This is a genomic window from Rhodanobacter sp. KK11 (assembly GCF_033345435.1).
Classification (GTDB): Bacteria; Pseudomonadota; Gammaproteobacteria; order Xanthomonadales; family Rhodanobacteraceae; genus Rhodanobacter.
Map to the genome: position 1 here is coordinate 43,020 of NZ_JAWPMI010000005.1, position 22,068 is coordinate 65,087.

Annotated in this window: 22 protein-coding genes; 2 read left to right on the forward strand and 20 right to left on the reverse strand. The window is 68.2% G+C overall.

The genetic code is table 11. The features are described 5' to 3' along the window. Position 1: 1 nt before the first annotated feature. From ybgF to R5H19_RS13800, 16 genes are all read right to left on the reverse strand, one after another. The gene (gene ybgF / locus R5H19_RS13725; protein WP_318159590.1) at positions 2 to 868 is read right to left on the reverse strand and encodes a tol-pal system protein YbgF; all 867 of its coding nucleotides are present in this window, start codon (positions 866 to 868) and stop codon (positions 2 to 4) included. Continuing rightward, positions 868 to 1,374 carry a peptidoglycan-associated lipoprotein Pal gene (pal, locus tag R5H19_RS13730; RefSeq protein WP_318159591.1) on the reverse strand — a complete coding sequence of 169 codons (507 nt, stop codon included), beginning with the start codon at positions 1,372 to 1,374 and terminating at the stop codon, positions 868 to 870. Before pal ends, ybgF begins: the two co-directional genes overlap by 1 nt. Positions 1,375 to 1,625: 251 nt before the next feature. Beyond that, complete coding sequence (tolB, locus tag R5H19_RS13735; RefSeq protein WP_318159592.1) at positions 1,626 to 2,945, reverse strand: Tol-Pal system beta propeller repeat protein TolB; 1,320 nt, start codon at positions 2,943 to 2,945, stop codon at positions 1,626 to 1,628. 8 nt (positions 2,946 to 2,953) lie between these two features. Then, positions 2,954 to 3,898 carry a cell envelope integrity protein TolA gene (locus tag R5H19_RS13740; RefSeq protein ID WP_318159593.1) on the reverse strand — a complete coding sequence of 315 codons (945 nt, stop codon included), beginning with the start codon at positions 3,896 to 3,898 and terminating at the stop codon, positions 2,954 to 2,956. Continuing rightward, on the reverse strand, positions 3,885 to 4,349 hold the full coding sequence (gene tolR / locus R5H19_RS13745) for a protein TolR (protein ID WP_318159594.1): 465 nt from the start codon (positions 4,347 to 4,349) through the stop codon (positions 3,885 to 3,887). The genes R5H19_RS13740 and tolR overlap by 14 nt, the downstream gene beginning before the upstream one ends. A gap of 13 nt (positions 4,350 to 4,362) precedes the next feature. Then, positions 4,363 to 5,049, reverse strand: coding sequence for a protein TolQ (gene tolQ, locus R5H19_RS13750; protein WP_318159595.1), 687 nt, complete (start codon positions 5,047 to 5,049; stop codon positions 4,363 to 4,365). An 18-nt stretch (positions 5,050 to 5,067) separates the two neighbouring features. Continuing rightward, positions 5,068 to 5,505 (reverse strand): tol-pal system-associated acyl-CoA thioesterase, encoded by a 438-nt coding sequence (ybgC, locus tag R5H19_RS13755; RefSeq protein ID WP_318159596.1) that lies wholly within the window; start codon positions 5,503 to 5,505, stop codon positions 5,068 to 5,070. Then, positions 5,498 to 6,547: a Holliday junction branch migration DNA helicase RuvB gene (ruvB, locus tag R5H19_RS13760; protein WP_318159597.1), complete on the reverse strand. Its 1,050-nt coding sequence runs from the start codon at positions 6,545 to 6,547 to the stop codon at positions 5,498 to 5,500. The genes ybgC and ruvB overlap by 8 nt, the downstream gene beginning before the upstream one ends. Positions 6,548 to 6,654: 107 nt before the next feature. Then, on the reverse strand, positions 6,655 to 8,541 hold the full coding sequence (locus tag R5H19_RS13765) for a potassium transporter Kup (RefSeq protein ID WP_318160190.1): 1,887 nt from the start codon (positions 8,539 to 8,541) through the stop codon (positions 6,655 to 6,657). A gap of 17 nt (positions 8,542 to 8,558) precedes the next feature. Further along, complete coding sequence (gene ruvA, locus R5H19_RS13770) at positions 8,559 to 9,155, reverse strand: Holliday junction branch migration protein RuvA (RefSeq protein ID WP_318159598.1); 597 nt, start codon at positions 9,153 to 9,155, stop codon at positions 8,559 to 8,561. A gap of 37 nt (positions 9,156 to 9,192) precedes the next feature. Continuing rightward, a complete protein-coding gene (gene ruvC, locus R5H19_RS13775; protein ID WP_318159599.1) occupies positions 9,193 to 9,714 on the reverse strand; it encodes a crossover junction endodeoxyribonuclease RuvC in 522 nt (173 codons plus the stop codon). 33 nt (positions 9,715 to 9,747) lie between these two features. Next, on the reverse strand, positions 9,748 to 10,482 hold the full coding sequence (locus R5H19_RS13780) for a YebC/PmpR family DNA-binding transcriptional regulator (protein WP_318159600.1): 735 nt from the start codon (positions 10,480 to 10,482) through the stop codon (positions 9,748 to 9,750). Positions 10,483 to 10,580: 98 nt separating this feature from the next. Continuing rightward, complete coding sequence (locus R5H19_RS13785) at positions 10,581 to 11,213, reverse strand: alpha/beta hydrolase (RefSeq protein WP_318159601.1); 633 nt, start codon at positions 11,211 to 11,213, stop codon at positions 10,581 to 10,583. A 40-nt stretch (positions 11,214 to 11,253) separates the two neighbouring features. After that, complete coding sequence (gene aspS / locus R5H19_RS13790) at positions 11,254 to 13,026, reverse strand: aspartate--tRNA ligase (RefSeq protein ID WP_318159602.1); 1,773 nt, start codon at positions 13,024 to 13,026, stop codon at positions 11,254 to 11,256. An 86-nt stretch (positions 13,027 to 13,112) separates the two neighbouring features. Further along, positions 13,113 to 13,655 carry a DUF3011 domain-containing protein gene (locus R5H19_RS13795; protein ID WP_318159603.1) on the reverse strand — a complete coding sequence of 181 codons (543 nt, stop codon included), beginning with the start codon at positions 13,653 to 13,655 and terminating at the stop codon, positions 13,113 to 13,115. A 103-nt stretch (positions 13,656 to 13,758) separates the two neighbouring features. After that, a complete protein-coding gene (locus R5H19_RS13800; RefSeq protein WP_318159604.1) occupies positions 13,759 to 14,055 on the reverse strand; it encodes a zinc ribbon domain-containing protein in 297 nt (98 codons plus the stop codon). 679 nt (positions 14,056 to 14,734) lie between these two features. Between R5H19_RS13800 and R5H19_RS13805 the strand changes: the two genes are divergently transcribed. Beyond that, positions 14,735 to 15,442, forward strand: a complete 708-nt coding sequence (locus R5H19_RS13805; RefSeq protein ID WP_318160191.1) for a CsgG/HfaB family protein — start codon at positions 14,735 to 14,737, stop codon at positions 15,440 to 15,442. A gap of 73 nt (positions 15,443 to 15,515) precedes the next feature. Here the strand turns inward: R5H19_RS13805 and clpB are convergent, their stop codons facing one another. The 4 genes from clpB to rluD all read right to left on the reverse strand — a co-directional run bounded on the left by clpB (position 15,516) and on the right by rluD (position 21,058). Next, entirely contained in the window at positions 15,516 to 18,107 is a 2,592-nt protein-coding gene (clpB, locus tag R5H19_RS13810) for an ATP-dependent chaperone ClpB (RefSeq protein ID WP_318159605.1), read from the reverse strand. Positions 18,108 to 18,281: 174 nt separating this feature from the next. Further along, positions 18,282 to 19,166, reverse strand: a complete 885-nt coding sequence (locus R5H19_RS13815) for a c-type cytochrome (protein ID WP_318159606.1) — start codon at positions 19,164 to 19,166, stop codon at positions 18,282 to 18,284. Positions 19,167 to 19,288: 122 nt separating this feature from the next. Beyond that, complete coding sequence (pgeF, locus tag R5H19_RS13820; RefSeq protein WP_318159607.1) at positions 19,289 to 20,038, reverse strand: peptidoglycan editing factor PgeF; 750 nt, start codon at positions 20,036 to 20,038, stop codon at positions 19,289 to 19,291. Positions 20,039 to 20,083: 45 nt separating this feature from the next. Next, positions 20,084 to 21,058, reverse strand: a complete 975-nt coding sequence (gene rluD / locus R5H19_RS13825) for a 23S rRNA pseudouridine(1911/1915/1917) synthase RluD (protein WP_318159608.1) — start codon at positions 21,056 to 21,058, stop codon at positions 20,084 to 20,086. A gap of 73 nt (positions 21,059 to 21,131) precedes the next feature. Between rluD and R5H19_RS13830 the strand changes: the two genes are divergently transcribed. Further along, the gene (locus R5H19_RS13830) at positions 21,132 to 21,998 is read left to right on the forward strand and encodes an outer membrane protein assembly factor BamD (protein WP_318159609.1); all 867 of its coding nucleotides are present in this window, start codon (positions 21,132 to 21,134) and stop codon (positions 21,996 to 21,998) included. Positions 21,999 to 22,068 lie beyond the last annotated feature (70 nt).

Here is a 22,068-nt window from a genome sequence, read left to right on the forward strand (position 1 = left end):
CTCAGTTGCCCGACTGCAGTTGCAGGCGCTGCAGGCGTTCCTGGGCCAGGCTGGCCACCTTGGTGCCCGGGTATTTGGTGGTGACCTGCGTCAGCGTGGCCTTCGCCGCCGCGGTCTGCTTGAGTTCCAGCTGGCTGTAGCCGACCTTGAGCAGGGCGTCGGGCGCCTTGTCGCTCTGCGGGAACTGGCTGAGCAGTTGCTGGAACGATTCCAGCGCGACCGGATAGTTGGTGGTGGCGTAGTACGACTCGCCGAGCCAGTACCAGGCGTTCGGCGCCAGTGCATGGTTCGGGTACTGCTGGATGAAGCTGCGGAACGCGCGCGAGGCCTCCACGTAATTGCCCGCGCGGATCGCCTTGAAGGCCACGTCGTAGGCAGCCTGGGCCGCGGCCGGATCGCCGGCAGCGGCGCTGCTGCTGGCCGCTGCAGCCGGCTGGCTGGCCGCCGGGTTGCTGGCGGCAACGGCAGCAGCGCCGGCGGCAGCAGCCGGGGCGCCGGCTTGCGCCTGCGGGTTGTTGCCGGCTGCAGCAGCCGTGCCCGCACCGCTGCCTTCCAGGCGCCCCAGACGGGCGTCGAGGTCGGCGTACTGGGCCTTGTTCTTGTCCTCGAGCGTCTGCAACTGGTGCTGCAGTTCCTCGACCTGCCCCTGCAACTGTTGCACCTGTGCCTGCAGCTGCTGCATCTGGTTGACCAGGCCGGTGCCGGACTGGTCCTTGTTCTGTGCCTGCTGTTCCAGCCGCGCGACGCGATCGGCGAGGCTCAACCGCGAGTCCTGCGCGAAAGCCGGGAACGCGAACAGCATGGCGGACGCGATCGCGCCCGCCATGCCGAACCTGGCTGCAAAGCTGTTAGCCAGTCGCTTCATCATTACTGCGCCGTGTAGACGATCTCGACGCGGCGGTTCTTGCTCCAGCAATCCTCGTTGTGCTCACGGCAAACCGGCTTTTCCTTGCCGTAGCTGATCACTTCGAGCTGGCTGGCCGAGCCACCGTTGGCCTGCAGCGCGTCGGAGACGGCGTTGCCGCGGCGCTCGCCGAGGCCGAGGTTGTACTCGCGCGAACCGCGCTCGTCGGCATTGCCTTCGAGACGGATGTGCGAGGTCGGGCGATCCTGCAGGTACTTGGCGTGGCAAGCCATGATCTGCTGGAACTCCGGCTTGATCTCGGTCTTGTCGAAGTCGAAGTACACGACGCGCTGACGCAGGCAGGCATCGGTATCGAGGTCGGCGGGGGTGTACTTGCCGTTGGACACGGGAGCTTCGGTCGGAGCGGCCTGCTCCGGGGCGGGCTGGGGTTTGACTTCCTGCTTCTTGGAGCAAGCGGCCGCGCCTACGCAGAGCAGGGCAACCAGGGCGACGCGAACGGTCTTATTCATGGTGACGTTCCTTACGAGTTGAGTTCCGACAAACGATGACGACTAGGGTTACGGGACAGCTGACGCCGGTTGGCCGGCTGTTATTTTGACGCTTGAAAGATCGACAGTGCGTGATTCTGCACCATCGCCCTGACTGGCTTCTGGCGCCGCAAGGCGCCACAGCCGGAAACCGAAACGCGCCACGAAGGCGCTGTCCGGGCCCAATCCCTGGGCATCACGCCGCCGCACTCGCGTGCAGCAGCATAAAAAAATCAACGTTGCCGGTACGGCCCCCAGGCGGGTTCGCGCACGTCGCCATCGGAAAGCACGAGGCGCTGGCGAACCAGTCCGTCAGCCGATACGGCATACAGCACGCCGCGACGTCCTTCGGTAGCGGCATACAGCAGCATGCTGGCATTCGGAGCAAAACTCGGGGACTCGTCGATCGGGCCCGGCGAGAGGAAACGCACCTGGTCACCCAGGCTGCGATCCATGATGGCAATACGATACACGTTCCCGTTGCCCTGCACCATGGCGATCTGCTTGCCGTCGTAGCTCACGTCGGAGTTCAGATTGCTCTGGCCCTGGAAGGTGATCCGCTGCGGGGTGCCGCCGCTGGCCGGGACCTGGTAGATCTGCGGCCGGCCGGAACGGTCGGAGGTGAAATAGATGCTCTGGCCATCCGGCGCCCAGACCGGCTCGGTGTCGATCGCCAGGCTGTTGGTCAACCGGGTTTCGCGGCGACTGGCCAGGTCCAGCACGAAGACCTCGAGGTTGCCGACATAAGACAGCGCCACCGCCAGCTTGCTGCCGTCCGGCGACCAGGCCGGCGCGCCATTGACGCCCCGCGGGTGGGCGGCCACCAGCTGACGCGAACCGGTAGTGATGTCCTGGACGTAGATCGACGAATTGCCGCTTTCGAACGAGACGTAGGCAATCTTGCGGCCGTCCGGCGACCAGGCCGGCGACAGCAGCGACTCCTTCGAGCGCGCCACCACCTGCGGGTTGTAGCCGTCCGAATCGGCCACGATCAGCGAATAGGTGGTGTGGTTGCCCAGGCCCACCGCGGTGATGTACGCCATGCGGGTCCAGAACGCGCCGCGCACGCCGGTGATCTTCTCGTAGATGATGTCCGCGATCTGGTGCGCCACGCCGCGCAGGTCGCCCACCGGGGCCGGCGGCATCTGCTGGTGCAGCAGGCTCTGCTGCTTGTTGACGTCCCACAGTTCGTACTCGACCTGCACCATGCCGTTGCCGGCGTCGGTGATGTTGCCGACCACGATGTAGTCCTGCTTGAGCAGGCGCCAGGTGGCGAACTTGATGTCCGAGCCCTTGGCCGGGAACTCCACGATGTCGCTCTTGGCCAGCGAACGGAACTTACCGGAGCGGTTGAAATCGTTGCGCATCACGTCGGCGACGTCGGTCGACAGCGGCGTGCCGCCAGCCTGCGCGAACGGCACCACCACGATCGGGGTGGCGGTCTTGACCCCGCCGACGATGTCGACATTCAGCGACTGGGCGGCGGCCGGGCCGGCGAACAACGCCACCGCGGCCAGCAGGATGACGGCGAAGCTTGGGCTGAATTTGCGCATGGATTTGATCATTGCGGCCTGAAGGTGAAGGTGAGGTTGCGCTGGAACACGCTTTCAAAACCCTTGTAGGGCAAGGTCTTGGTACGCAGCACCGCATTCTCGACCGAACGCCGGCCGGCCTCGTCGTACGGGCAGCTGGAATCGACGGTGGCGCTCATCACGTCGCCGCCGGGCGACTGCACGATATGAACCTGACACGGAACTGCCGGTATGTTATCCGGCCTTAACCAGTTCGGCGTGACCGCATTCTGAATGGCCGCTGCATATTCGTCGGCGAGGTTGCTGTTCGGGCTGTTGTTGCCGGTCTGGCGCTGCGCCGCGTTGGGCAGGTCGGGAGCGCCGTTGTCCTGGGCGTTCTTCAGGTCCTCCAGCTGCTGCTTGGCCTGCTTCGCTCGGTTGTCGAGCTTGCGGGTCTGCTGGGCGGCCGCGTCCATCTTGGCGAACAGCTCATCGATCTGCTTCTGCTTTTCCTGCTTCTGCTTGGCCGCCTGCGCATCCAGCTCGGCCTGCCGCTGGCGCTGTTTTTCTTCCTGCAGCTGCTTGGCTTCTTCGGCCTTCAGCGCGGCCTCTTCCACCACCCGCTCCTGGTCCTTGAGGTCGGGCTGCTTGGGCGGCGGCGGCAGGGTCTTCACCTCCGGCGCCTCGATCTTGGGCGGCGTCGGCGGCGGCACGGTCGGCGGTGGCGGGGTGGAATCGGGTACCGGCTTGGCCTTCACCGCCTTCGGCGGCGGGCTGCCGGTAGGACCGATCAGGGTGGCCTCGATGATCGGGCCCTGCAGCTCCAGCGGCTTCGAGCAGGTGATCGGGTTCATCCACGCCGGCAGGTGCAGCGCGTTGAACACGTTCTCGTAGCTCGAACACGGCAGCACCGCGAGGAACAGGAACCCCACGATGCCGATGTGCAGGATGGCGGAAAGTACGACCGCCTTCGGCGTCGCCTTACTTTCGTCCATCGCCCGCGCTCTTGACCTGGCCGGCCGGCTCGCCCGGCTGGCCCATCAGGCCGACCTTGGCCACGCCGGCCTGCTGCAGATCGGCCAGCACCTTGAACACGCCGCCGTAGCTGCCGCGCTCATCGCCGCCCACCAGCACGCTGACCTCGGGGTTCTCGCGCACGAACGCGCCCACCTTGAGCTTGAGCGTGTCGGCGTCGACCAGCTCCTTTTTCGCCCCGCTCAGGGTCAGGTAGAGCTGGCCGTCCTGCAGCACCGAGACCAGCACCGGGTCCTTCTTCTGCTGCAGCGACTTGGCGTTGGCCTGCGGCAGCTGCACGTCGACGCTGGAGTTCATCATCGGCGTGGTGACCATGAAGATGATCAGCAGCACCAGCATCACGTCGATGTACGGCACCACGTTGATTTCGGATTTGAGCTTGTAGCGCCGCTGGCGCCCGGAGGTTCGCATGGCTGCTCTCCGCTCAGGCGACGTCGTCGGTCTGGATCTGCCGCTGCAGTACCGAGGAGAACTCTTCCTGGAACACGTCGTAGCGCGAGGCGATGCGCTCGACCTTGGTGGCGTAGCGGTTGTACGCCCACTGCGCCGGGATCGCCGCGAACAGGCCCATCGCGGTGGCGATCAGCGCCTCGGAAATGTGCGGCGCGACCACGGCGATGGTGACGTCCTTCATGTCGCCCAGGCCCTGGAACGCGCCCATGATGCCCCACACCGTGCCGAACAAGCCGACGTACGGGCTGATCGAGCCGACGTTGGCGAGGAATTCCAGGTTGCGCTCGAGCAGGCCGATCTCGCGCGTGCCGGCCACCTGCATGGCGCGCTCGGAGCCCTCGATCGCGCTGCGCGGGTCATGGGTCTTGCGCTGGCGCTGGCGCGCGAACTCGCGGAAGCCCGACTCGAAGATGTTCTCGATGCCGCCGGTGCCGCCGTGGCGGTTGCTGACCTCGCGGAACAACTGGGCCAGGTCGCCGCCGGACCAGAAGCGCTCCTCGAATTCCTCGGCATCCTCCATCGCCGCCTTGGTCTGCGAGTACTTGCGGATGATGATCACCCAGGACAGGAACGAGAACACCAGCAGCACCAGCAGCACCAGCTTCACCGGCAGGCTCGAATCCGCGATCAGCGTGAAAACGTTCAGTCCACTGTTCATTGCTTGCAGGTGCTCCACCTATCGGCCGGGGTTGTCTTGGGATGCGGGTTGCGCGATCAGGTCGGCCGGGATCGGGGCCGGCCGCATGCGCTGGAGATCGACGCAGGCCACCCGGACGCTGGCGCGGACCAGGCAGCTGCCGTCGTTCTTCGTGATCGACTGGGCGAACAGGATACTGGCTGCGCGCCGTTCTTTGACTTCGACCGTTACCGACAGTTCATCATCCAGCAGGGCTGGCTTGAGGAAGTCGATCTGCATGTCGCGCACCATGAAGGCCAGGCCGGTGGCCTGCTTGAACGCCATCTGGTCGACGCCGAGCGCACGCATCCACTCGCTGCGGGCGCGCTCCATGAAGCGCAGGTAGCCGGCGTGATAGACCACCCCGCCGGCGTCGGTGTCTTCCCAGTAGACCCGCACCTTCCAGCTGAAAGGCGGCTTCGGGGCAAGTTCAGGCATCGTCGGTTCCGCTGTCGAACAGGTCGGCCGCCTGCGCCTGGCGCGGCGGCGGAGTCAACCCCAGGTGGCGCCAGCCCCTGGCGCTGACCATGCGTCCGCGGGCGGTGCGCACCAGGTAGCCCTGCTGGATCAGGTACGGTTCGACCACGTCCTCCAGCGTGCCGCGGTCCTCGCTCAGCGCAGCGGCCAGCGATTCCACCCCGACCGGGCCGCCGTCGAAATTCTCGATGATCAGGCCGAGCAGGCGCCGGTCCAGCTCGTCGAAGCCTTCCGGGTCGATCTTCAGCATGTCCAGCGCGGCGCGGGCCGCCACCAGCGTGATCTCGCCGCCGGCGCGTACTTCGGCGTAGTCGCGCACCCGGCGCAGCAGGCGGTTGGCGATGCGCGGCGTGCCGCGCGAGCGGCGGGCGATTTCCTGCGCCCCTTCCGGCGCGCAGGCGATGCCGAGGATGTTCGCCGCGCGACGCACGATCGCGGTGAGCTCGTCGGCGGTGTAGAACTCCAGCCGCTGCACGATGCCGAAGCGATCACGCAGCGGCGCGGTGAGCATGCCGGCGCGCGTGGTGGCGCCGATCAGGGTGAACGGCGGCAGGTCCAGCTTGATCGAGCGCGCGGCCGGGCCCTCGCCGATCATGATGTCGATCTGGAAGTCCTCCATCGCCGGGTACAGCACCTCCTCGACCACCGGCGACAGGCGGTGGATCTCGTCGACGAACAACACGTCGTTCGCCTCCAGGTTGGTCAGCAGCGCGGCGAGGTCGCCGGCGCGCTCCAGCACCGGGCCGGAGGTGGAGCGCAGGTTGACCCCCAGTTCGTTCGCGATCACGTGGCTGAGCGTGGTCTTGCCCAGTCCCGGCGGGCCGAAGATCAGCACGTGGTCCAGCGCCCCACCCCGTTTCCTGGCAGCCTCGATGTAGATCGACAGCTGCTCGCGCACCGCCTGCTGGCCGAGGTACTCGGTCAGCCGCTTCGGCCGGATGGTGGCTTCCAGCGCCTCGTCGTCGAGCTGGGCGGCGGCGGTGATGATGCGGGCTTCGGTCATGCCGGCATTATGGCAGGCCACGCGGTACATGTAGGAGCGCACCCTGTGCGCGATGGCTGTTCGTCACGTAACGGAAAGCATCGCGCACAGGGTGCGCTCCTACGGGATCAGATCTCCACTTGCGCGCCCAGCTCGATCAGCCGGTTGCCGGGAATCTGGAAGAACGCGGTGGCCGGCATCGCGTTGCGCGACAGGAAGGCGAACAGCTTGTCGCGCCACAGCGCCATGCCGGGACGGCGCGCATCGGCCACGATGGTTTCGCGCGACAGGAAGAAGGTGGTTTCCATCATGTCGAAGCCGAGGCCTTCGCGCGTGCATTGGGTGAGCGCCAGCGGGATGTTCGGGTCCTCGGCGAAACCGAAGCGCAACTCCAGCCCGAAGAAGTTGCCGGCCATCGGGGTGATCGTGATGCGCTCGTCGGCCTCGGCCACCGGCGTTTCCAGCGTCTCCACTGTCAACAGCACGTTGCGCTCGTGCAGCACCTTGTTGTGCTTGAGGTTGTGCAGCAACGCGTGCGGCACGGCGTGCTGGTTCGCGGTGAGGAAGATCGCCGTGCCCGGCACGCGCAGCGGCGGGTGCTCGGCGATGTTCTCGATGAACGGCGCCAGCGCCAGTCCGCCCTGCTTGATCTCGCGCACCACCAGCTCGCGGCCGCGGCGCCAGGTGGTCATCACGGTGAACAGCACCACGCCCAGCACCAGCGGGAACCAGCCGCCGTGGGCGACCTTGAGCAGATTGGCGCCGAAGAACGACAGGTCGATGATCAGGAATAGCACGCCGACCAGCAGCACCGTCGGCCAGCTCCAGTGCCAGCGCTTGCGCGCCACCACCAGCGCCAGCAAGGTGGTCATGGTCATGGTGCCGGTCACCGCGATGCCGTAGGCGGCGCCCAGGTTGTCGGAGCTGCGGAAACCGAGCACCGCCAGGATCACCAGCACCATCAGCATGCGGTTGACCCACGGCACGAAAATCTGCCCGGACATCTCGCGCGAGGTGTGCACCACCGCCAGTCGCGGCGAATAGCCCAGCGACATCGCCTCGCGGGTCATCGAGAACGCGCCGGAGATCACCGCCTGCGACGCGATCACAGCCGCCGCGGCCGACAGCAGGATCATCGGGTACAACAACGGCGCGGGCACCATCAGGTAGAACGGGCTGGAGATCGCCAGCGGATCGCCCAGCAGCAGCGCGCCCTGGCCGAAATAATTGAGCAGCAGCGCCGGCAGCACGAAGCCGAACCAGGCCAGCCGGATCGGTTTCTTGCCGAAGTGGCCCATGTCGGCGTACAGCGCCTCGGCACCGGTCAGCGCCAGCACCACGCCGCCGAGCGCAATGAACGAGGTGTCGCCGTGACTGACGAAGAAGCGCGCCGCATGCAGCGGATTGATCGCGTACAGCACCTGCGGATTGGCGATGATCTGGCGCGCGCCGAGCACCGCCAGCACCACGAACCACAGCGTCATCACCGGCGCGAACGCCTTGCCGACCTTGTGCGTGCCATGCCGTTGCACCGCGAACATGCCCAGCAGGATCGCCAGCGCGACCCACACCACGTACTTGCCCAGGCCGGGCGCGGCGACCTGCAGACCCTCCACCGCGCCGAGCACCGAGATCGCCGGGGTGATTACGCCATCGCCGTAGAACAGCGCCGCGCCGAAGATGCCGAAGCCGGCCAGCACCCAGCGCGCACGCGCCGAGCCGCTCATCGAGCGCTGCGCCAGCGCCATCAGCGCCATGATGCCGCCCTCGCCCTTGTTGTCCGCACGCATCACGAAGGTCACGTACTTCAGCGACACCACCATGATCAGTGCCCAGAACACCAGCGACAGCACGCCCAGCACCGCCGGCTCGGTCGGCGTCATGCCGTGCGTGCCGAGGGTTTCCTTCATGGTGTACAGCGGGCTGGTGCCGATGTCGCCGAACACCACGCCGATCGCACCCAGCGCCAGCGCCCGCAACCGGCGCCGGTTCTCGCCCGGCGATCCGCCCTGCATGGCCTGCTGTCCCACGATCAGCTCCCGAGCGCCGCGCGCAGGGCCTTGCGGATGATCGCCTCGGCGTCATCGCCCTCGGCGGCAACCTTCTGCACCAGCCGGCTCACCTCGACCGGCTTGTAGCCCAGCTGCTGCAGCGCCACCGTCGCTTCACCGGCGGCGTCCAGCGCCGTGCCGGCCGCCTGCAGCGTGGCGCCGGGCACGCCGGAGACGCCGTCGAGCCGGTCGCGCAGCTCCACCACGATGCGCTCGGCGGTCTTCTTGCCGATGCCGGGGATCTTGGTCAGCGCGACCACGTCGCCGGCCTGCACCAGCCGCGCGAAATGGTCGGTGGACACGCCGGACAGCACCGCCAGCGCGATCTTCGCGCCGATCCCGCTGACCTTCAGCAGGTTGCGGAACAGCACGCGTTCGGCTTCGCGCAGGAAACCGTACAGCGTGATGCTGTCTTCCTTCACGGCGTGATGGGTGAGCAGAACCACTTCCTTGCCGAGGCCCGGCAGGTCGTAGATCGTCGACATCGGCGCCTCGACCTCGTAGCCGACGCCGCCCACCTCGACCAGCAGGGACGGCGGCTGCTTGCTTATCAGGATGCCGCGCAGACGTCCGATCACCGGCGCCGCCTCCAGTCCATATCCGTCGACGACGCCTTCATCGGCGTCGCCTCCAGGCCGTACGCGGAATGCCGACGCGGGCCAGGCTGGCGCGGGTGTGTGCATGCGTCACCGCCACTGCCAGCGCATCGGCGGCATCGGCCTGCAGCGGCCCCTTGAGGCCGAGCAGCACGCCGATCATGTGCTGTACCTGGGTCTTGTCGCCGCGACCGCTGCCGACCACGGACTGCTTCACTTCGGTTGCCGCGTATTCGTGCACCACGATCCCCTGGCTGACCACCGCGCAAATGGCGGCGCCGCGCGCCTGTCCAAGCTTCAACGCCGAATCCGGATTGCGCGCCATGAACACGCGCTCGATCCCGCACTCGGCGGGCTGATGCGTGGCGATGATGTCACACAGTTCGTCAAAGATGCGTTTCAGGCGCAGCGGGAACGTGGCCTCGCCGGCCACCGCCAGCGCACCATGAAAGACGTGGCTGAGCCTGCCGGCCTCGTCCACGTCAATGATGCCCACGCCGGTACGCTGGCTGCCGGGATCGATGCCGATGATGCGGGTCATCACGATGCGATGCGAAGGCGCGTGGCCCCCGGCTTAATCGGCCGTCCCGGAGGGCAGCAAGGCGTTGTGCGACACCTCGCTCACGTCGTCCAGCGCATCGAGCTTCTCGAGCAGGTCGAGCAGTTGCTCCAGCGCCTCCTCCGGCACCTCGACACGGTTGTTCGGGCGCATCACCACGCCGGCATGCTGGGCGCTCAGCCCGGCCGCGATCAGCCCCTGCTGCACCGCCTCGAAGCTCTCCGGCGAACACAGCACGATGCTCTCGCCATGCTCGTTGAGCACGTCGTCGGCGCCAGCTTCCAGCGCTGCTTCCAGCACCTTTTCCTCGGCCGCGGCGTCGCCGCCGGTGGCGAACACCAGCTCGCCGCAGCGGGTGAACTGGAACGCCACCGAGCCGGAGGTGCCGAGGTTGCCGCCGTGCTTGGTCAGCGCGTAGCGCACGTCGGCCACGGTGCGGGTGGGGTTGTCGGTGAAGCAGTCGATGATCAGCGCGATGCCGGCCGGGCCGTAGCCCTCGTAGCGCAACTCCTGCATGTCGGCGCCGCCGTCGGCACCCGAGCCGCGCTTGATCGCGCGTTCGATGGTGTCCTTGGTCATGTTCGCCGCCAGCGCCTTGTCCACCGCGGCGCGCAGACGCGGATTGCCGGCCGGGTCGGCCACGCCGGAGCGGGTGGCGACGGTGATTTCGCGGATCAGCTTGGTGAACACCTTGGCGCGCTTGGCGTCCTCGGCATTCTTGCGACCTTCGATGGACGGGCCTCTACCCATGGCGATTCCTGCACGAGGCGATTGGACAAGCGGCCAATTTTACCTGAATTCGTTCCGTGTGCCGGCCACGCCGCCCCGCCGAACCGCGGCAAGACGCCTCAGACGGCGGGCGGAAAGCGGCCGTGGCGCAGAAACTCCGCCACCCGCCGCGCCACCTCCGGCGAAAACAGCAGGCCGGTGTGACTGACCTCCACCACGCAATGGTCAGCCAGGCCCGGCAGGCAGGTTTCCTCCACCGCCACGGTACCGTCGTGCTCGCCCGCGAAGTGGCCGAGCATGGCGCCCAGGCCCAGCGGCAGGCGCCCGGCGATCACGCCGACCTCGCGCGGCCCGTCCCAGCGCTCGAAACCCTGTTCCAGCAGCTCGCGATTGTGCCCCAGCAGCACCTCGCCACCGCGCCCCCAGGCGGCAAAGCCCCGTGCGGCGGCGCTGCCCCTCAATGGCGAACCCAGGCAGACGATGCGGCCGGGCGGCAGGCTGTCGTCGCGGCAGGCGCGCAAGGCCAGCAGGCCGCCGAGACTGTGACCGACCAGATGCACCGCGTCGGCCTCTTCCGCCAGCGCGGCCATGCGCGCCTGCAAGCGGTCCAGGATGCGCTGCTGGGTGGCCGCCACGCTCAGGTAATCGAAGCGGTGCACGCGGAACCCCGCTTCCATCAGCCGGCGATGCAGCATGGACAGCGCGAAGCCACGCATCCACAGGCCGTGCAGCAGGATCACGTGATCGCTCATGGCGCATGGACGCCGCGATGCGCGCGCAACGGCCGGCGGCTCAGCCGGCAGCCTCGCCGTCGGTCGCCACGCGCACGTGCAGCTCCTTCAGCTGCGCCGTGGCGATCGGCGACGGCGCGTCGGTCATCAGGTCCTGCGCGCTGGTGGTCTTGGGGAAGGCGATCACGTCGCGGATCGACTCGGTGCCGGCCAGCAGCGCCGCGATGCGGTCGATGCCGAAGGCCAGGCCGCCGTGCGGCGGCGCGCCGAATTTCAGCGCCTTCAGCAGGAAGCCGAACTTCGCCTCGGCCTCTTCCGGGCCGATGCCGAGCAGCTCGAACACCGTGCTCTGCATTTCCGGGCGATGGATGCGGATCGAACCGCCGCCGATCTCGTTGCCGTTCAGCACCATGTCGTAGCCGCGGCTCACCGCGTTGTGCGGATCGGCGCGCAGCTGCGCGGCGTCGTCGACCTTGGGCGCGGTGAACGGGTGATGCAGGGCGACGAAACGCTGCGCCTCAGCGTCGAACTCGAACATCGGGAAGTCGGTCACCCACAGCGGCCTCCAGTTGTTCTCCACCAGGCCGCGGTCCTTGCCGAGCTTCAGCCGCAGCGCGCCCATGAAGTCGCTGACGGTCTTCCACGCGCCGGCGCCGAAGAACACGATGTCGCCGCCCTGCGCGCCGGTGGCTTTCAGCACGCCGGCCAGCGCTGCGTCGTCGAGGAACTTGGCCACCGGCGAGTTGATGCCGTCGCGGCCCTTGGCCAGGTCCTCGACCTTGAGCCAGGCCAGCCCCTTCGCGCCGTAGCGCGCGGCATACTCGGCCAAGCCGTCGATGTCCTTGCGCGACAACGTGCCGCCGCCGGGTACGCGCAGCGCGGCGACGCGGCCGGCCGGGTCGTTGGCCGGCTCGGCGAACACCTTGAACTCGACGTGCTTCACCGCGTCGGCCACATCGACCAGCTCCAGCGCGATGCGCAGGTCGGGCTTGTCCGAGCCGAAGCGGCGCATGGCCTCGGCCCAGGTCATGCGTGGGAACGGGTTCGCAAGCTCGACACCCTGCACTTCGCGGAAAACGTGGCGGATCAGTTCCTCCACGAAGTCCTGCACGTCCTTTTCCTCGACGAAGGCGAACTCGAGGTCGAGCTGGGTGAACTCCGGCTGGCGGTCGGCGCGCAGGTCCTCGTCGCGGAAGCAGCGCGCGATCTGGTAGTAGCGGTCGAAGCAGGCCACCATCAGGATCTGCTTGAACAGCTGCGGCGACTGCGGCAGCGCGTAGAACTGGCCCGGGTGCACGCGGCTGGGCACCAGGTAGTCGCGTGCGCCTTCGGGGGTGGCCTTGGTCAGGATCGGCGTCTCGATGTCCTGGAAGCCGCGCGCATCGAGGTAGCGGCGCAGCACCTGTACCAGCTTGATCCGCTTGCGCATCATCGCCTGCATCTCGGGGCGGCGCAGGTCGAGGTAGCGGTAGGCCATCCGCAGGTCCTCGTTGGGGTTCTCGTGCAGCGCGAACGGCAGGTCCTTCGCCGCGTTGAGCACCTCGACGGTGTCGGCCAGCAACTCGACCGTGCCGGTCTTCAGCTTGTCGTTGACCGAAACCCGCGGACGGATCGTGCCGGTGACGCGCAGGCAGTACTCGTAGCCCAGCTCGCCGGCGACGGCGAACGCCGTGGCGTTGTCGCGGTCGATCACCACCTGGGCCAGCCCCTCGTGGTCGCGCAGGTCGACGAACGCCACGTGCGCCTGCAGCCGGATCTTGTTGACCCAGCCGCACAGGGTGACGGTCTGTCCGATCAGCGCCTCGTCGATGAGGCCGCAGTAATGCGTGCGCATGCGTTGGAACTCCGGCGTCGCCGCGGCGACTCAGGCAAGGGAAAAGACCGCGAAGTCTACCACCGCCCCGCGAGGCGGCGGCCGCGCTACCAGCGCCGGTCGACCAGGAACTGGCCGCGGCAACCGTGCGCCACCCACACCCCGGCGCGGTTCCAGCCCCAACTGTAACCCTCGGTGCAGCGGGCGTCGGAGAGTTGTCGCCCCAGCCGCACGCGACCGTTGCGCCCCACGTCGACCTGGCACATCTGGTACTTCTTCTTGTTGCTGTCGCACTGCAGGCTGATCTGCCGGTCCCAGCCGGGGCCGGGCCGCCAGCCGCCGCGAGCGTCGTGGCGATCGCCATGGCCGCCGCGATCAGCCGGGCCGAACAGGCCACGGCAGCCGCGGTCAACCCACAGGGTTCCGCGATCCACGCCCCAGCTCTCGCCGCGGACACAGGCGGCCTTCGACTCCTGCTTGTACAGCTCGACGTACCGCCACGGCACGGCGCAACGTGCGTAGTGGCCGTCATTGCTCACGCAGCGCACCGGCGCGTTCGACTGTGCCCGAACCGGCGACGCCAGCCCCAGCAGGCCACTCGCCAGTCCGACCAGGACGACTCCGACTACCCACCCGCCGATTGCCCGCATTGCTCCGCCTCCCGTTCACGTCGCCCCGGCGCCATCGCCGGGGTCATGCGCAAGCAGCATATCCTGCGTCGGGAGGCGACGGCTGGCCGGGCGCTCCGGCGGTTCAGCCGGCGCTGTTTCCGGAATTGCCGGTGGCCGGCGCGGGAGCGGGGGCCGGAGAAGCTGCCGCCGCGCCGGGTTGCCCCGCGTCACCGGCCAGGTTGCGCTTCCGGTCGCCGTCCTTCTTGAAATCGGTCTCGTACCAGCCGCCGCCGGCGAGCCGGAACGAGGGTGCGCTGACCATTCGCCGCAAATGCGGTGCATCGCAGGCGGGACAGACGACGGGGTCGGTATCGGACAACTTCTGCAGGCGGTCGAAGCGATGGCCGCAACTGCCGCATTCGAATTCATAGATAGGCATGGAAACTCCGTACGCACCAGCCATCGTGGGCCGGCAACAGGCCATTATCGGCGCGCCCGGCCGGATTTCAACGTGTCAGGCGACGCACGGTGACGGCCCTGACGTGGCAATGCCAGCGGACCAGAATCGGACACAGGCCGTGTCGCACCCTCCAGGCGAGCTTCACACGCATATGAAAATCCCTTCCATCCATTTGGACTTATAGACGCCTATCCATCCATTGACGAGGCACCGGCAGCCATTGCTGGACCTGGCCGGCGACGACACGCTCGACCAGTGGACCTTCACCCTCGGCGCGGACAACGTGTTCAACCCCGCGTCATCCCCGCCGCCATCCATTGAAGGATTTCCCTGACAGTTTCTGCTGCCTGCACCGACAGCCGTGAGGACAACGGCCCCGGATAATCGCCCCCGCAACGTCATCTGGCGGCGCCCGGCGGCCGCCACTTGACAACACCAATCAGGCATGGACAGCATCCCCCCGCGTTCGCGCGACGGCATCCTCGCCTTCGCCGCCCGCGCAACACGGTGGCCATACGGACACCAGGGGGATCCAGGGTAGACATGACTCGCCACGGCGCTCACGCGCCAGCGGCGGGTGCGGATCGGCCACTGATAGGGGACACGCATTGCGTCATCAACCGGAGGGGAATTCATGAGACCCGTGAACCGTACAAGCATGCTGGGCGCAGCCTTGGTCCTGGCATTGACTGCGAGCGGCGCCGTCATGGCCCGTGAGGCGCCGACCATGACCGTCGCCGTGATCGACTTCACCAACGACACCAGCTCCGCCAACTGGTGGAACGGCGACGTCGGCCGGCAGCTCGCCGACGTGCTCAGCAACGAACTGAGCGCCACCGGCGACTTCAAGGTGATCGAGCGGCAGAAAATCGACGCCGTGCTGGCGGAACAGGACCTGGCCGCATCCTCGCGCATGCGCCCGGGCAGCAGCCCGCACACCGGCAACATCACCGGCGCGCAGTACCTGGTCACCGGCAGCGTCGCGGCGTACACCGAGGACACCTCCAACACCGGCGGCGGCCTCAACATCGCCGGCTTCCGGGTGGGCGGCGGCAAGTCGGAGGCCTATGTCGCAATCGACCTGCGGGTGATCGACGCGGAGACGTCCGAGGTGGTGTATTCGCGCACCGTCGAAGGTCGCAGCTCCAGCGGCGGCGTCAACCTGCGCGGCTATGTCAGCGGCGTCGGCGGCGACTTCGCCCACGCCAAGAAGACCCCGGCCAGCAAGGCGGTGCGCGCGGCGCTGATCGAGGCCACCGATTACCTCGACTGCACCATGGTCAAGCGCGACGGCTGCGAAGCCCGCTACCAGCAGAAGGAACAGCGGCGGCGCGAGAACACCAAGAAGACGCTCGACCTCGACTGAGCACCGGCGACAGACCGTGCGGCGGCCCGGCCGCCGCACGGCGTTGTGGGGACGGTCCGCCCCCGCGCCTGCCTCACGCCTTGCGGAACACCAGCTGCCCGCCTTCGGCGGCCACCCGCACCGTGTCGCCCGACTGGAAGCGACCTTCGAGAATCTGCCTGGCCAGCGGGTTCTCCAGTTGCTGCTGGATCGCCCGCTTCAGCGGCCGCGCGCCATACACCGGATCGAAGCCGACGTTGCCCAGCAAGGCCAGCGCATCGTCGCCCACGTCCAGCTTCAGCTGCCGCTCGGCCAGGCGCTTCTCCAGATATTCCAGCTGGATCTTCGCGATCGCGCGGATCTGGCTCTTGTCCAGCGGACGGAACACCACGATCTCGTCGAGCCGGTTGATGAACTCCGGACGGAAGTGCGCCTGCACCACGCCGAGCACGGACGCCTTCATCTGGGTGTACTGCTCTTCGGCGTCGCCGTTGCTTTCGGCCGCGTCCTGGATCATCTGCGAGCCGAGGTTCGAGGTCATCACGATCACCGTGTTGCGGAAGTCCACGGTGCGGCCCTGGCCATCGGTGAGGCGGCCGTCGTCGAGCACCTGCAGCAGGATGTTGAACACGTCCGGGTGCGCCTTCTCCACCTCGTCCAGCAGGATCACGCTGTACGGCCGGCGGCGCACCGCCTCGGTGAGGTAGCCGCCTTCCTCGTAGCCGACGTAGCCCGGTGGCGCGCCGACCAGTCGGCTCACCGAGTGCTTCTCCATGAACTCGCTCATGTCGATGCGCACCATCGCATCGGTGGTGTCGAACATGAACTCGGCCAGTGCCTTGCACAGCTCGGTCTTGCCCACGCCGGTTGGGCCGAGAAACAGGAACGAGCCGTTCGGCCGGTTCGGGTCGGACAGCCCCGCGCGCGAACGGCGGATCGCGTCGGACACCGCGTGCACCGCCTCGTCCTGGCCGACCACGCGCTTGTGCAGCTCGTCTTCCATGTGCAAGAGCTTGTCGCGCTCGCCTTCCAGCATCTTGTTGACCGGGATGCCGGTCCAGCGGCTGACCACCTCGGCGATCTCCTCGGCGGTGACGCGGGTCTGCACCAGCTTGAAGTCCTGGTGTTCGGCGGCCTGCGCCTCGGCCAACTGCTTTTCCAGCGCGGGCAGCTTGCCGTACTGGATCTCGCTCATCTTGGCGTAGTCCTGCCGGCGCTGGGCGGCGTCGAGTTCCTGCCGTGCCTGCTCGATCTGCTCCTTCACCCGGGTCGTGCCCTGCAGCGCGGCCTTCTCGGATTTCCAGATCTCGTTGAGGTCGGAGAACTCGCGCTCCAATTTCTCGATGTCGGCTTCCAGATCGGCCAGGCGCTGCTTCGATTCGCTGTCCTTCTCCTTCTTCAGCATCTCGCGCTGGATCTTCAGCTGGATCAACCGCCGTTCCAGCCGGTCGAGCTCTTCCGGCTTGGAGTCGATCTCCATGCGGATGCGCGAGGCGGCCTCGTCCATCAGGTCGATCGCCTTGTCCGGCAGCTGGCGGTCGGCGATGTAGCGGTGCGACAGCGTGGCCGCGGCGACGATCGCCGGGTCGGTGATCTCCACGCCGTGGTGCACGGCGTAGCGCTCCTTCAGGCCGCGCAGGATGGCGATGGTGTCCTCCACGCTCGGCTCGCCCACGAACACCTTCTGGAAGCGCCGCTCCAGCGCGGCGTCCTTCTCGATGTACTTGCGGTACTCGTCCAGCGTGGTGGCGCCGATGCAGTGCAGCTCGCCGCGCGCCAGCGCCGGCTTGAGCATGTTGCCGGCGTCCATCGCGCCCTCGGCCTTGCCGGCGCCGACCATGGTATGCAGCTCGTCGATGAACAGGATGATCTGGCCCTCGTTCTTGGCCAGGTCGTTGAGCACCGCCTTCAGGCGTTCCTCGAACTCGCCGCGGAACTTCGCGCCGGCGATCAGCGCGCCCATGTCCAGCGCCAGCACACGGCGGTCGCGCAGGCCTTCGGGCACCTCGCCCTTGATGATGCGCTGGGCCAGGCCCTCGACGATCGCGGTCTTGCCCACGCCGGGCTCGCCGATCAGCACCGGGTTGTTCTTGGTGCGCCGCTGCAGCACCTGGATGGTGCGGCGGATTTCCTCGTCGCGGCCGATCACCGGATCGAGCTTGCCCGACTCGGCGCGTGCGGTGAGGTCGATGCAGTACTTCTCCAGCGCCTGGCGCTGCTCCTCGGCATTCTCGCTCTGCACCTTCTCGCCGCCGCGCAGCTTGTCGATGGCGGCCTCCAGGTTGGCCTTGTTCGCGCCCGCCGCCTTCAGCGCCGCGCCCAGTTCGCCCTTGTCCTCCAGCGCCGCCAGCACGAACAGCTCGCTGGCGATGAACTGGTCGCCGCGCTGTTGCGCCAGCTTGTCGGTGAGGTTGAGCAGGCGGTTGAGGTCGTTGCCGAGGTTGATGTTGCCTTCCTGCCCGCTGACCTTCGGCAGCCGTTCCAGCAGGTCGTTGACGCGCTGGGTCAGCAGCGGCACGTTGACCTGGGCCTGGGTCAGCAGCGGCGCGGTCGAGCCACCCTGCTGGCCGAGCAGCGCGGCCATCACGTGCACCGGTTCGAGCATGTTGTGGTCGCGGCCAACGGCCAGCGACTGCGCGTCGGCCAGCGCCTGCTGGAAACGCGAGGTGAGTTTGTCCATCCGCATCGGTCGATCCCCACATAGGCGTTTGACGGCCGCGCCGCCACTGGGCCGGAAAATGCGGACGGCATCCGCCGATTCAAGCAGGCGGGGCGCATGGCTGGCGTCAAGACCCCGGCGGCGTTGACGCGGCCATTCGCCCCACACACGGCGAGGCGGAGCCGGACTACGCGCGCCCGCCTATGGCTCGGCGGACGCCAGCGTCACCAGATAGGCGTGCAGTGCGTCGATCTCGGCATCGGTGAACCGACTGGTGCGCTCGCGCGCGACTCGGGTCATCAGGTCATTCAGCGTGCGCCCGCCGAGCGCGACGCCGGTGCGCATCAGCTGGCGGAAGTCCTCCAGCGGGTAGGCGGCGACCGCGACCAGCGGCGGCGTGTGGAAGCCGGCCTCGTGGATGCCGCGCAGGTCGGCGCCATGGCATTCGGTGCAGGTGCTGTGCGCGAGATAGCGGCCCCAGGCGCGGGCGTCGTCGGCGCGCGGCTTGGGCGGATGCGGCGCGGCGTGGTCGATGCGCGCGGCGGCGAAGCTCGCCCCGGGCGCGCCGAAGGCGAGCTGCCAGCGCAGCAACGGGCCGGTGGTACTGGCCGGCAACGCGTGCTCGACCGCCGGCTCGGCACGCAGAAACGCGATGATCGCGCCGAGGTCGGCGTCGTCCAGCTGCGCGAACATGTCCGACGGCATCACCTGCACCGCGCTGCCGTCGCGCTTGATTCCATGCCGGATCACCCGCGCCAGCTCGGCGTCGCTGTAGCGGCGCACGGCGTCGCCCAGGTTCGGCGCGACCAGGCGGCCGTACCAGCGGTCGTCGTCGAACACCGCGCCGCCGATGCCGGGCTTGCCGTGGCAACCGTTGGCGCAACCACGGATCGTGGCGAGGCGCCGCCCCTCGGCGATCGCCGCCGCGTCGGTCGGCACGCTGACCGTGGCCAGCGGCACGTCCCAGGCCCGCCGCAGCGCGCGCTCGGACAGTCCATACACGATGGCGGCGGCCAGCAGGGCCAGCGCAGCCAGCATCAGGCCGGCGCGGCCGAGCAGGCGCCGGTACGCTCGTACGGTCGTCATGGATGTCTCTCCCCCGCTGGTCTACGTCCGGCAAGCCCCCGGCTTCGCCGGGCACCGCACGCCCTTCCCTCCTGCGATTCTACCTACTGCCGCGCCCGCGCAAGGCGGTGCCGCGGAGGGAGTCAACCGCCCGCCAGCCAGACCAGGCTGGCGAACCGCCCGCTCCGCGCCCCTTCGCGTCGATACGAGTAGAACCGCGGGTCGGCGAAGGTGTCGAAGCCGCCACCATACACGCGCGCGACACCGGCCGTCGCCAGGCGCTGCCGTGCCAGCGCCGCCAGGTCGCAATGCCAGTGCCCCGGCCGCGTCGCCGCGAAGCAGGCGGCGGCCGCAGCGGCGCGGTCCACGAAGGCGGCGCGCACTTCCTCGCCCACCTCGTAGGAAGCCGCGCCGATGCACGGCCCCAGCCAGGCCAGCAGCCGCGAAGGCGCGAGCTGCATCTGCTCGATCGTGGTCTCCAGCACGCCCGCCGCCAGGCCACGCCAGCCGGCGTGGGCCGCGCCGATCGCGCTGCCGTCGTCGCTGCAGAACAGCACCGGCAGGCAGTCGGCGGTGAGGATGGCCAGCACGGTGCCGGGCAGGTGCGAGACCGCGGCGTCTGCCTGCGGTTCGTCGGCGCCGGCCAGCGGGCCCAGCGTAGCCACCGCGGTGCCGTGCACCTGGCGCAGCCAGCGCGGCGCCGCGGGCAGGCCCAGCGTCTGGCGCAGGATGTCGCGGTTGCTGGCCACCGCCTCGGGCGCGTCGCCGCTGTGCACGCCGAGGTTGAAGCGTGCATGCGGCGGCGCCGACACCCCCGGACCGAGCCGCGTGGTGACCGCAGCGTGCACGCTGCGCGGGGTGGGCCAATCGGGGAACAGCCAGGCGTCGTTCATGGGGGTATCGGCGACACGCGGGGAAACGCCAAGCCTAGCAGGCCCTCAGTCGTCGTCGTGTCCGTGGACAGCGAGGTCGTCGCGCATGGCCGCGATCAGCGCGGTCATGTCGGCCGGTCGACCGGCGCCGAAGGCCAATGGCTCGTGCGTGGCCGGATGCACGAACGCCAGCCGTTCCGCGTGCAAGGCCTGGCGCCGGAAACCGCGCAACGCGGCCACCAGCTCCGGCGTGGCGCGCCGGGGCAGCTTGAGCCCGCCGCCGTACAGCGGATCGCCCACCAGCGGGTGGTGGATGTGCGCCAGGTGCACGCGGATCTGGTGGGTGCGGCCGGTTTCCAGGTTGCACTGGATCAGGCTGTGGGCACGGAAGCGCTCGCGCAGGCGGTAGTGGGTCACCGCGCGCTTGCCGTCCTCCTCGTCGCGCACCGCCTGGCGCAGGCGGTCGCCCATGCCGCGGCCGATCGGCGCGTCCACCGTGCCGCCGGCCACCAGCGTGCCCAGCACCACCGCCTCGTACTGGCGTTCCACTTCGTGCCGCGACAGCAGGTCGACCAGCGCGGTATGCACCGGCAGCGTCTTCGCCACCACCATCAGGCCCGAGGTGTCCTTGTCCAGCCGGTGCACGATGCCGGCACGCGGCAGCTCGGCCAGCTTCGGATCGTGGTGCAGCAGCGCGTTCAACAGGGTACCGGCCGGATTGCCGGCGCCGGGGTGGACCACCAGCCCGGCCGGCTTGTCCAGCACCAGCAGGTGCTCGTCCTCGTGCACGATGGCCAGCGCGATGGCCTCCGGCGCGCTGGCAACCTCGTTCTCCAGCTCGGCCTCGAGGCACACCCGTTCGCCGCCGCGCAACAGCTGCCGCGGCGGCACCTGCGCGCCGTCCAGGGTCGCCGCGCCGGACTTGATCCAGCCGCTGAGCCGCGAGCGCGAGTAGTCGGGGAACATCTCGGCCAGCGCCTGGTCGAACCTGCGCCCCGCCGCGGCCAGCGGGACTTCCGCTTCGTGCCGGATCGTGGTCATGCCGGCCTCCGCGGCTGGTGGCCGGTTTCGGCTATGATGCCTTTTCGCTCAAACATCCTGAATTCTTTCCTTTATGCGCCCAACGACCGACTCGCCCAGGCTGCCCTCGTCCCGACTGCCTGCCCTCAAAGTGCTGGTGGTGCTCATGCTCGCGGTGTCGATGAGCGCATGTTCGATGTTCAAGTCGAAACGCGAGACCATCGATACGATGCCGCTGGTGGCGCTGTACGACAACGCACATGCCTCGCTGCAGAACGCCGACTATGCCGCCGCCACCAAGGCCTACCAGCGCCTGATCGCGCGCTTCCCGTCGGGCGAATACAACGAGCAGGCGCAACTGGAGATGGCCTACTCGCAATACAAGGACAACCAGCCGGACGACGCCTTGTCGACCGTGAACCGCTTCATCAAGACCTATCCGACCAACAAGCATGTCGATTATGCCTATTACCTGCGCGGCCTGATCAACTTCGACCGCACCAGCGGCGTGATCGAGCGCTATATCAACCGCGAAGGCTCGCAGGCCCGCCGCGACCAGGGCTACAACCTGCAGTCGTTCGACGACTTCTCCGAGCTGTCGCGACGCTTCCCGGACAGTGCCTACACCGCCGACGCCCGCCAGCGCATGATCTACCTGCGCAACATCCTGGCCCAGTACGAAATCAACGTGGCCGAGTTCTACCTGCGCAACAAGGCCTACATCGCCGCCGCCGACCGCGCGCAGTACGTGATCGAGCACTACCAGCAAGCCCCGCAGACCGGCGACGCGCTGGCCATCCTGACCCGCAGCTACCTGGCGCTGGACCAGAAGACCCTGGCCGACCAGAGCCGCCAGGTGCTGGCACTGAACTACCCGAACCACCCGTACCTGAGCGACGCCAAGTGGCCGCACCCGCCGTCCACGCTGCGCAAGATGGTGCCGTTCTCGGGGCATCACTGAGCTTTGCCGACTGCTACGTCCACAAGAGAGCCGGCGCACGCGCGCCGGCTTTTTTCATGGGGACTTCGCA

Bases quoted from the DNA above. Each gene is read 5' to 3' on its own strand.
- tolB (WP_318159592.1), bottom strand. From the start codon at position 2,945: ATGCGCAAATTCAGCCCAAGCTTCGCCGTCATCCTGCTGGCCGCGGTG.
- tolR (WP_318159594.1), bottom strand. From the start codon at position 4,349: ATGCGAACCTCCGGGCGCCAGCGGCGCTACAAGCTCAAATCCGAAATC.
- pal (WP_318159591.1), bottom strand. From the start codon at position 1,374: ATGAATAAGACCGTTCGCGTCGCCCTGGTTGCCCTGCTCTGCGTAGGC.
- clpB (WP_318159605.1), bottom strand. From the start codon at position 18,107: ATGCGGATGGACAAACTCACCTCGCGTTTCCAGCAGGCGCTGGCCGAC.
- aspS (WP_318159602.1), bottom strand. From the start codon at position 13,026: ATGCGCACGCATTACTGCGGCCTCATCGACGAGGCGCTGATCGGACAG.
- R5H19_RS13740 (WP_318159593.1), bottom strand. From the start codon at position 3,898: ATGGACGAAAGTAAGGCGACGCCGAAGGCGGTCGTACTTTCCGCCATC.
- R5H19_RS13830 (WP_318159609.1), top strand. From the start codon at position 21,132: ATGCGCCCAACGACCGACTCGCCCAGGCTGCCCTCGTCCCGACTGCCT.
- ybgC (WP_318159596.1), bottom strand. From the start codon at position 5,505: ATGCCTGAACTTGCCCCGAAGCCGCCTTTCAGCTGGAAGGTGCGGGTC.
- ybgF (WP_318159590.1), bottom strand. From the start codon at position 868: ATGATGAAGCGACTGGCTAACAGCTTTGCAGCCAGGTTCGGCATGGCG.
- ruvC (WP_318159599.1), bottom strand. From the start codon at position 9,714: ATGACCCGCATCATCGGCATCGATCCCGGCAGCCAGCGTACCGGCGTG.
- R5H19_RS13795 (WP_318159603.1), bottom strand. From the start codon at position 13,655: ATGCGGGCAATCGGCGGGTGGGTAGTCGGAGTCGTCCTGGTCGGACTG.
- tolQ (WP_318159595.1), bottom strand. From the start codon at position 5,049: ATGAACAGTGGACTGAACGTTTTCACGCTGATCGCGGATTCGAGCCTG.
- rluD (WP_318159608.1), bottom strand. From the start codon at position 21,058: ATGACCACGATCCGGCACGAAGCGGAAGTCCCGCTGGCCGCGGCGGGG.
- R5H19_RS13815 (WP_318159606.1), bottom strand. From the start codon at position 19,166: ATGACGACCGTACGAGCGTACCGGCGCCTGCTCGGCCGCGCCGGCCTG.
- R5H19_RS13785 (WP_318159601.1), bottom strand. From the start codon at position 11,213: ATGAGCGATCACGTGATCCTGCTGCACGGCCTGTGGATGCGTGGCTTC.
- R5H19_RS13765 (WP_318160190.1), bottom strand. From the start codon at position 8,541: ATGCAGGGCGGATCGCCGGGCGAGAACCGGCGCCGGTTGCGGGCGCTG.
- ruvB (WP_318159597.1), bottom strand. From the start codon at position 6,547: ATGACCGAAGCCCGCATCATCACCGCCGCCGCCCAGCTCGACGACGAG.
- pgeF (WP_318159607.1), bottom strand. From the start codon at position 20,038: ATGAACGACGCCTGGCTGTTCCCCGATTGGCCCACCCCGCGCAGCGTG.
- R5H19_RS13800 (WP_318159604.1), bottom strand. From the start codon at position 14,055: ATGCCTATCTATGAATTCGAATGCGGCAGTTGCGGCCATCGCTTCGAC.
- R5H19_RS13805 (WP_318160191.1), top strand. From the start codon at position 14,735: ATGCTGGGCGCAGCCTTGGTCCTGGCATTGACTGCGAGCGGCGCCGTC.
- R5H19_RS13780 (WP_318159600.1), bottom strand. From the start codon at position 10,482: ATGGGTAGAGGCCCGTCCATCGAAGGTCGCAAGAATGCCGAGGACGCC.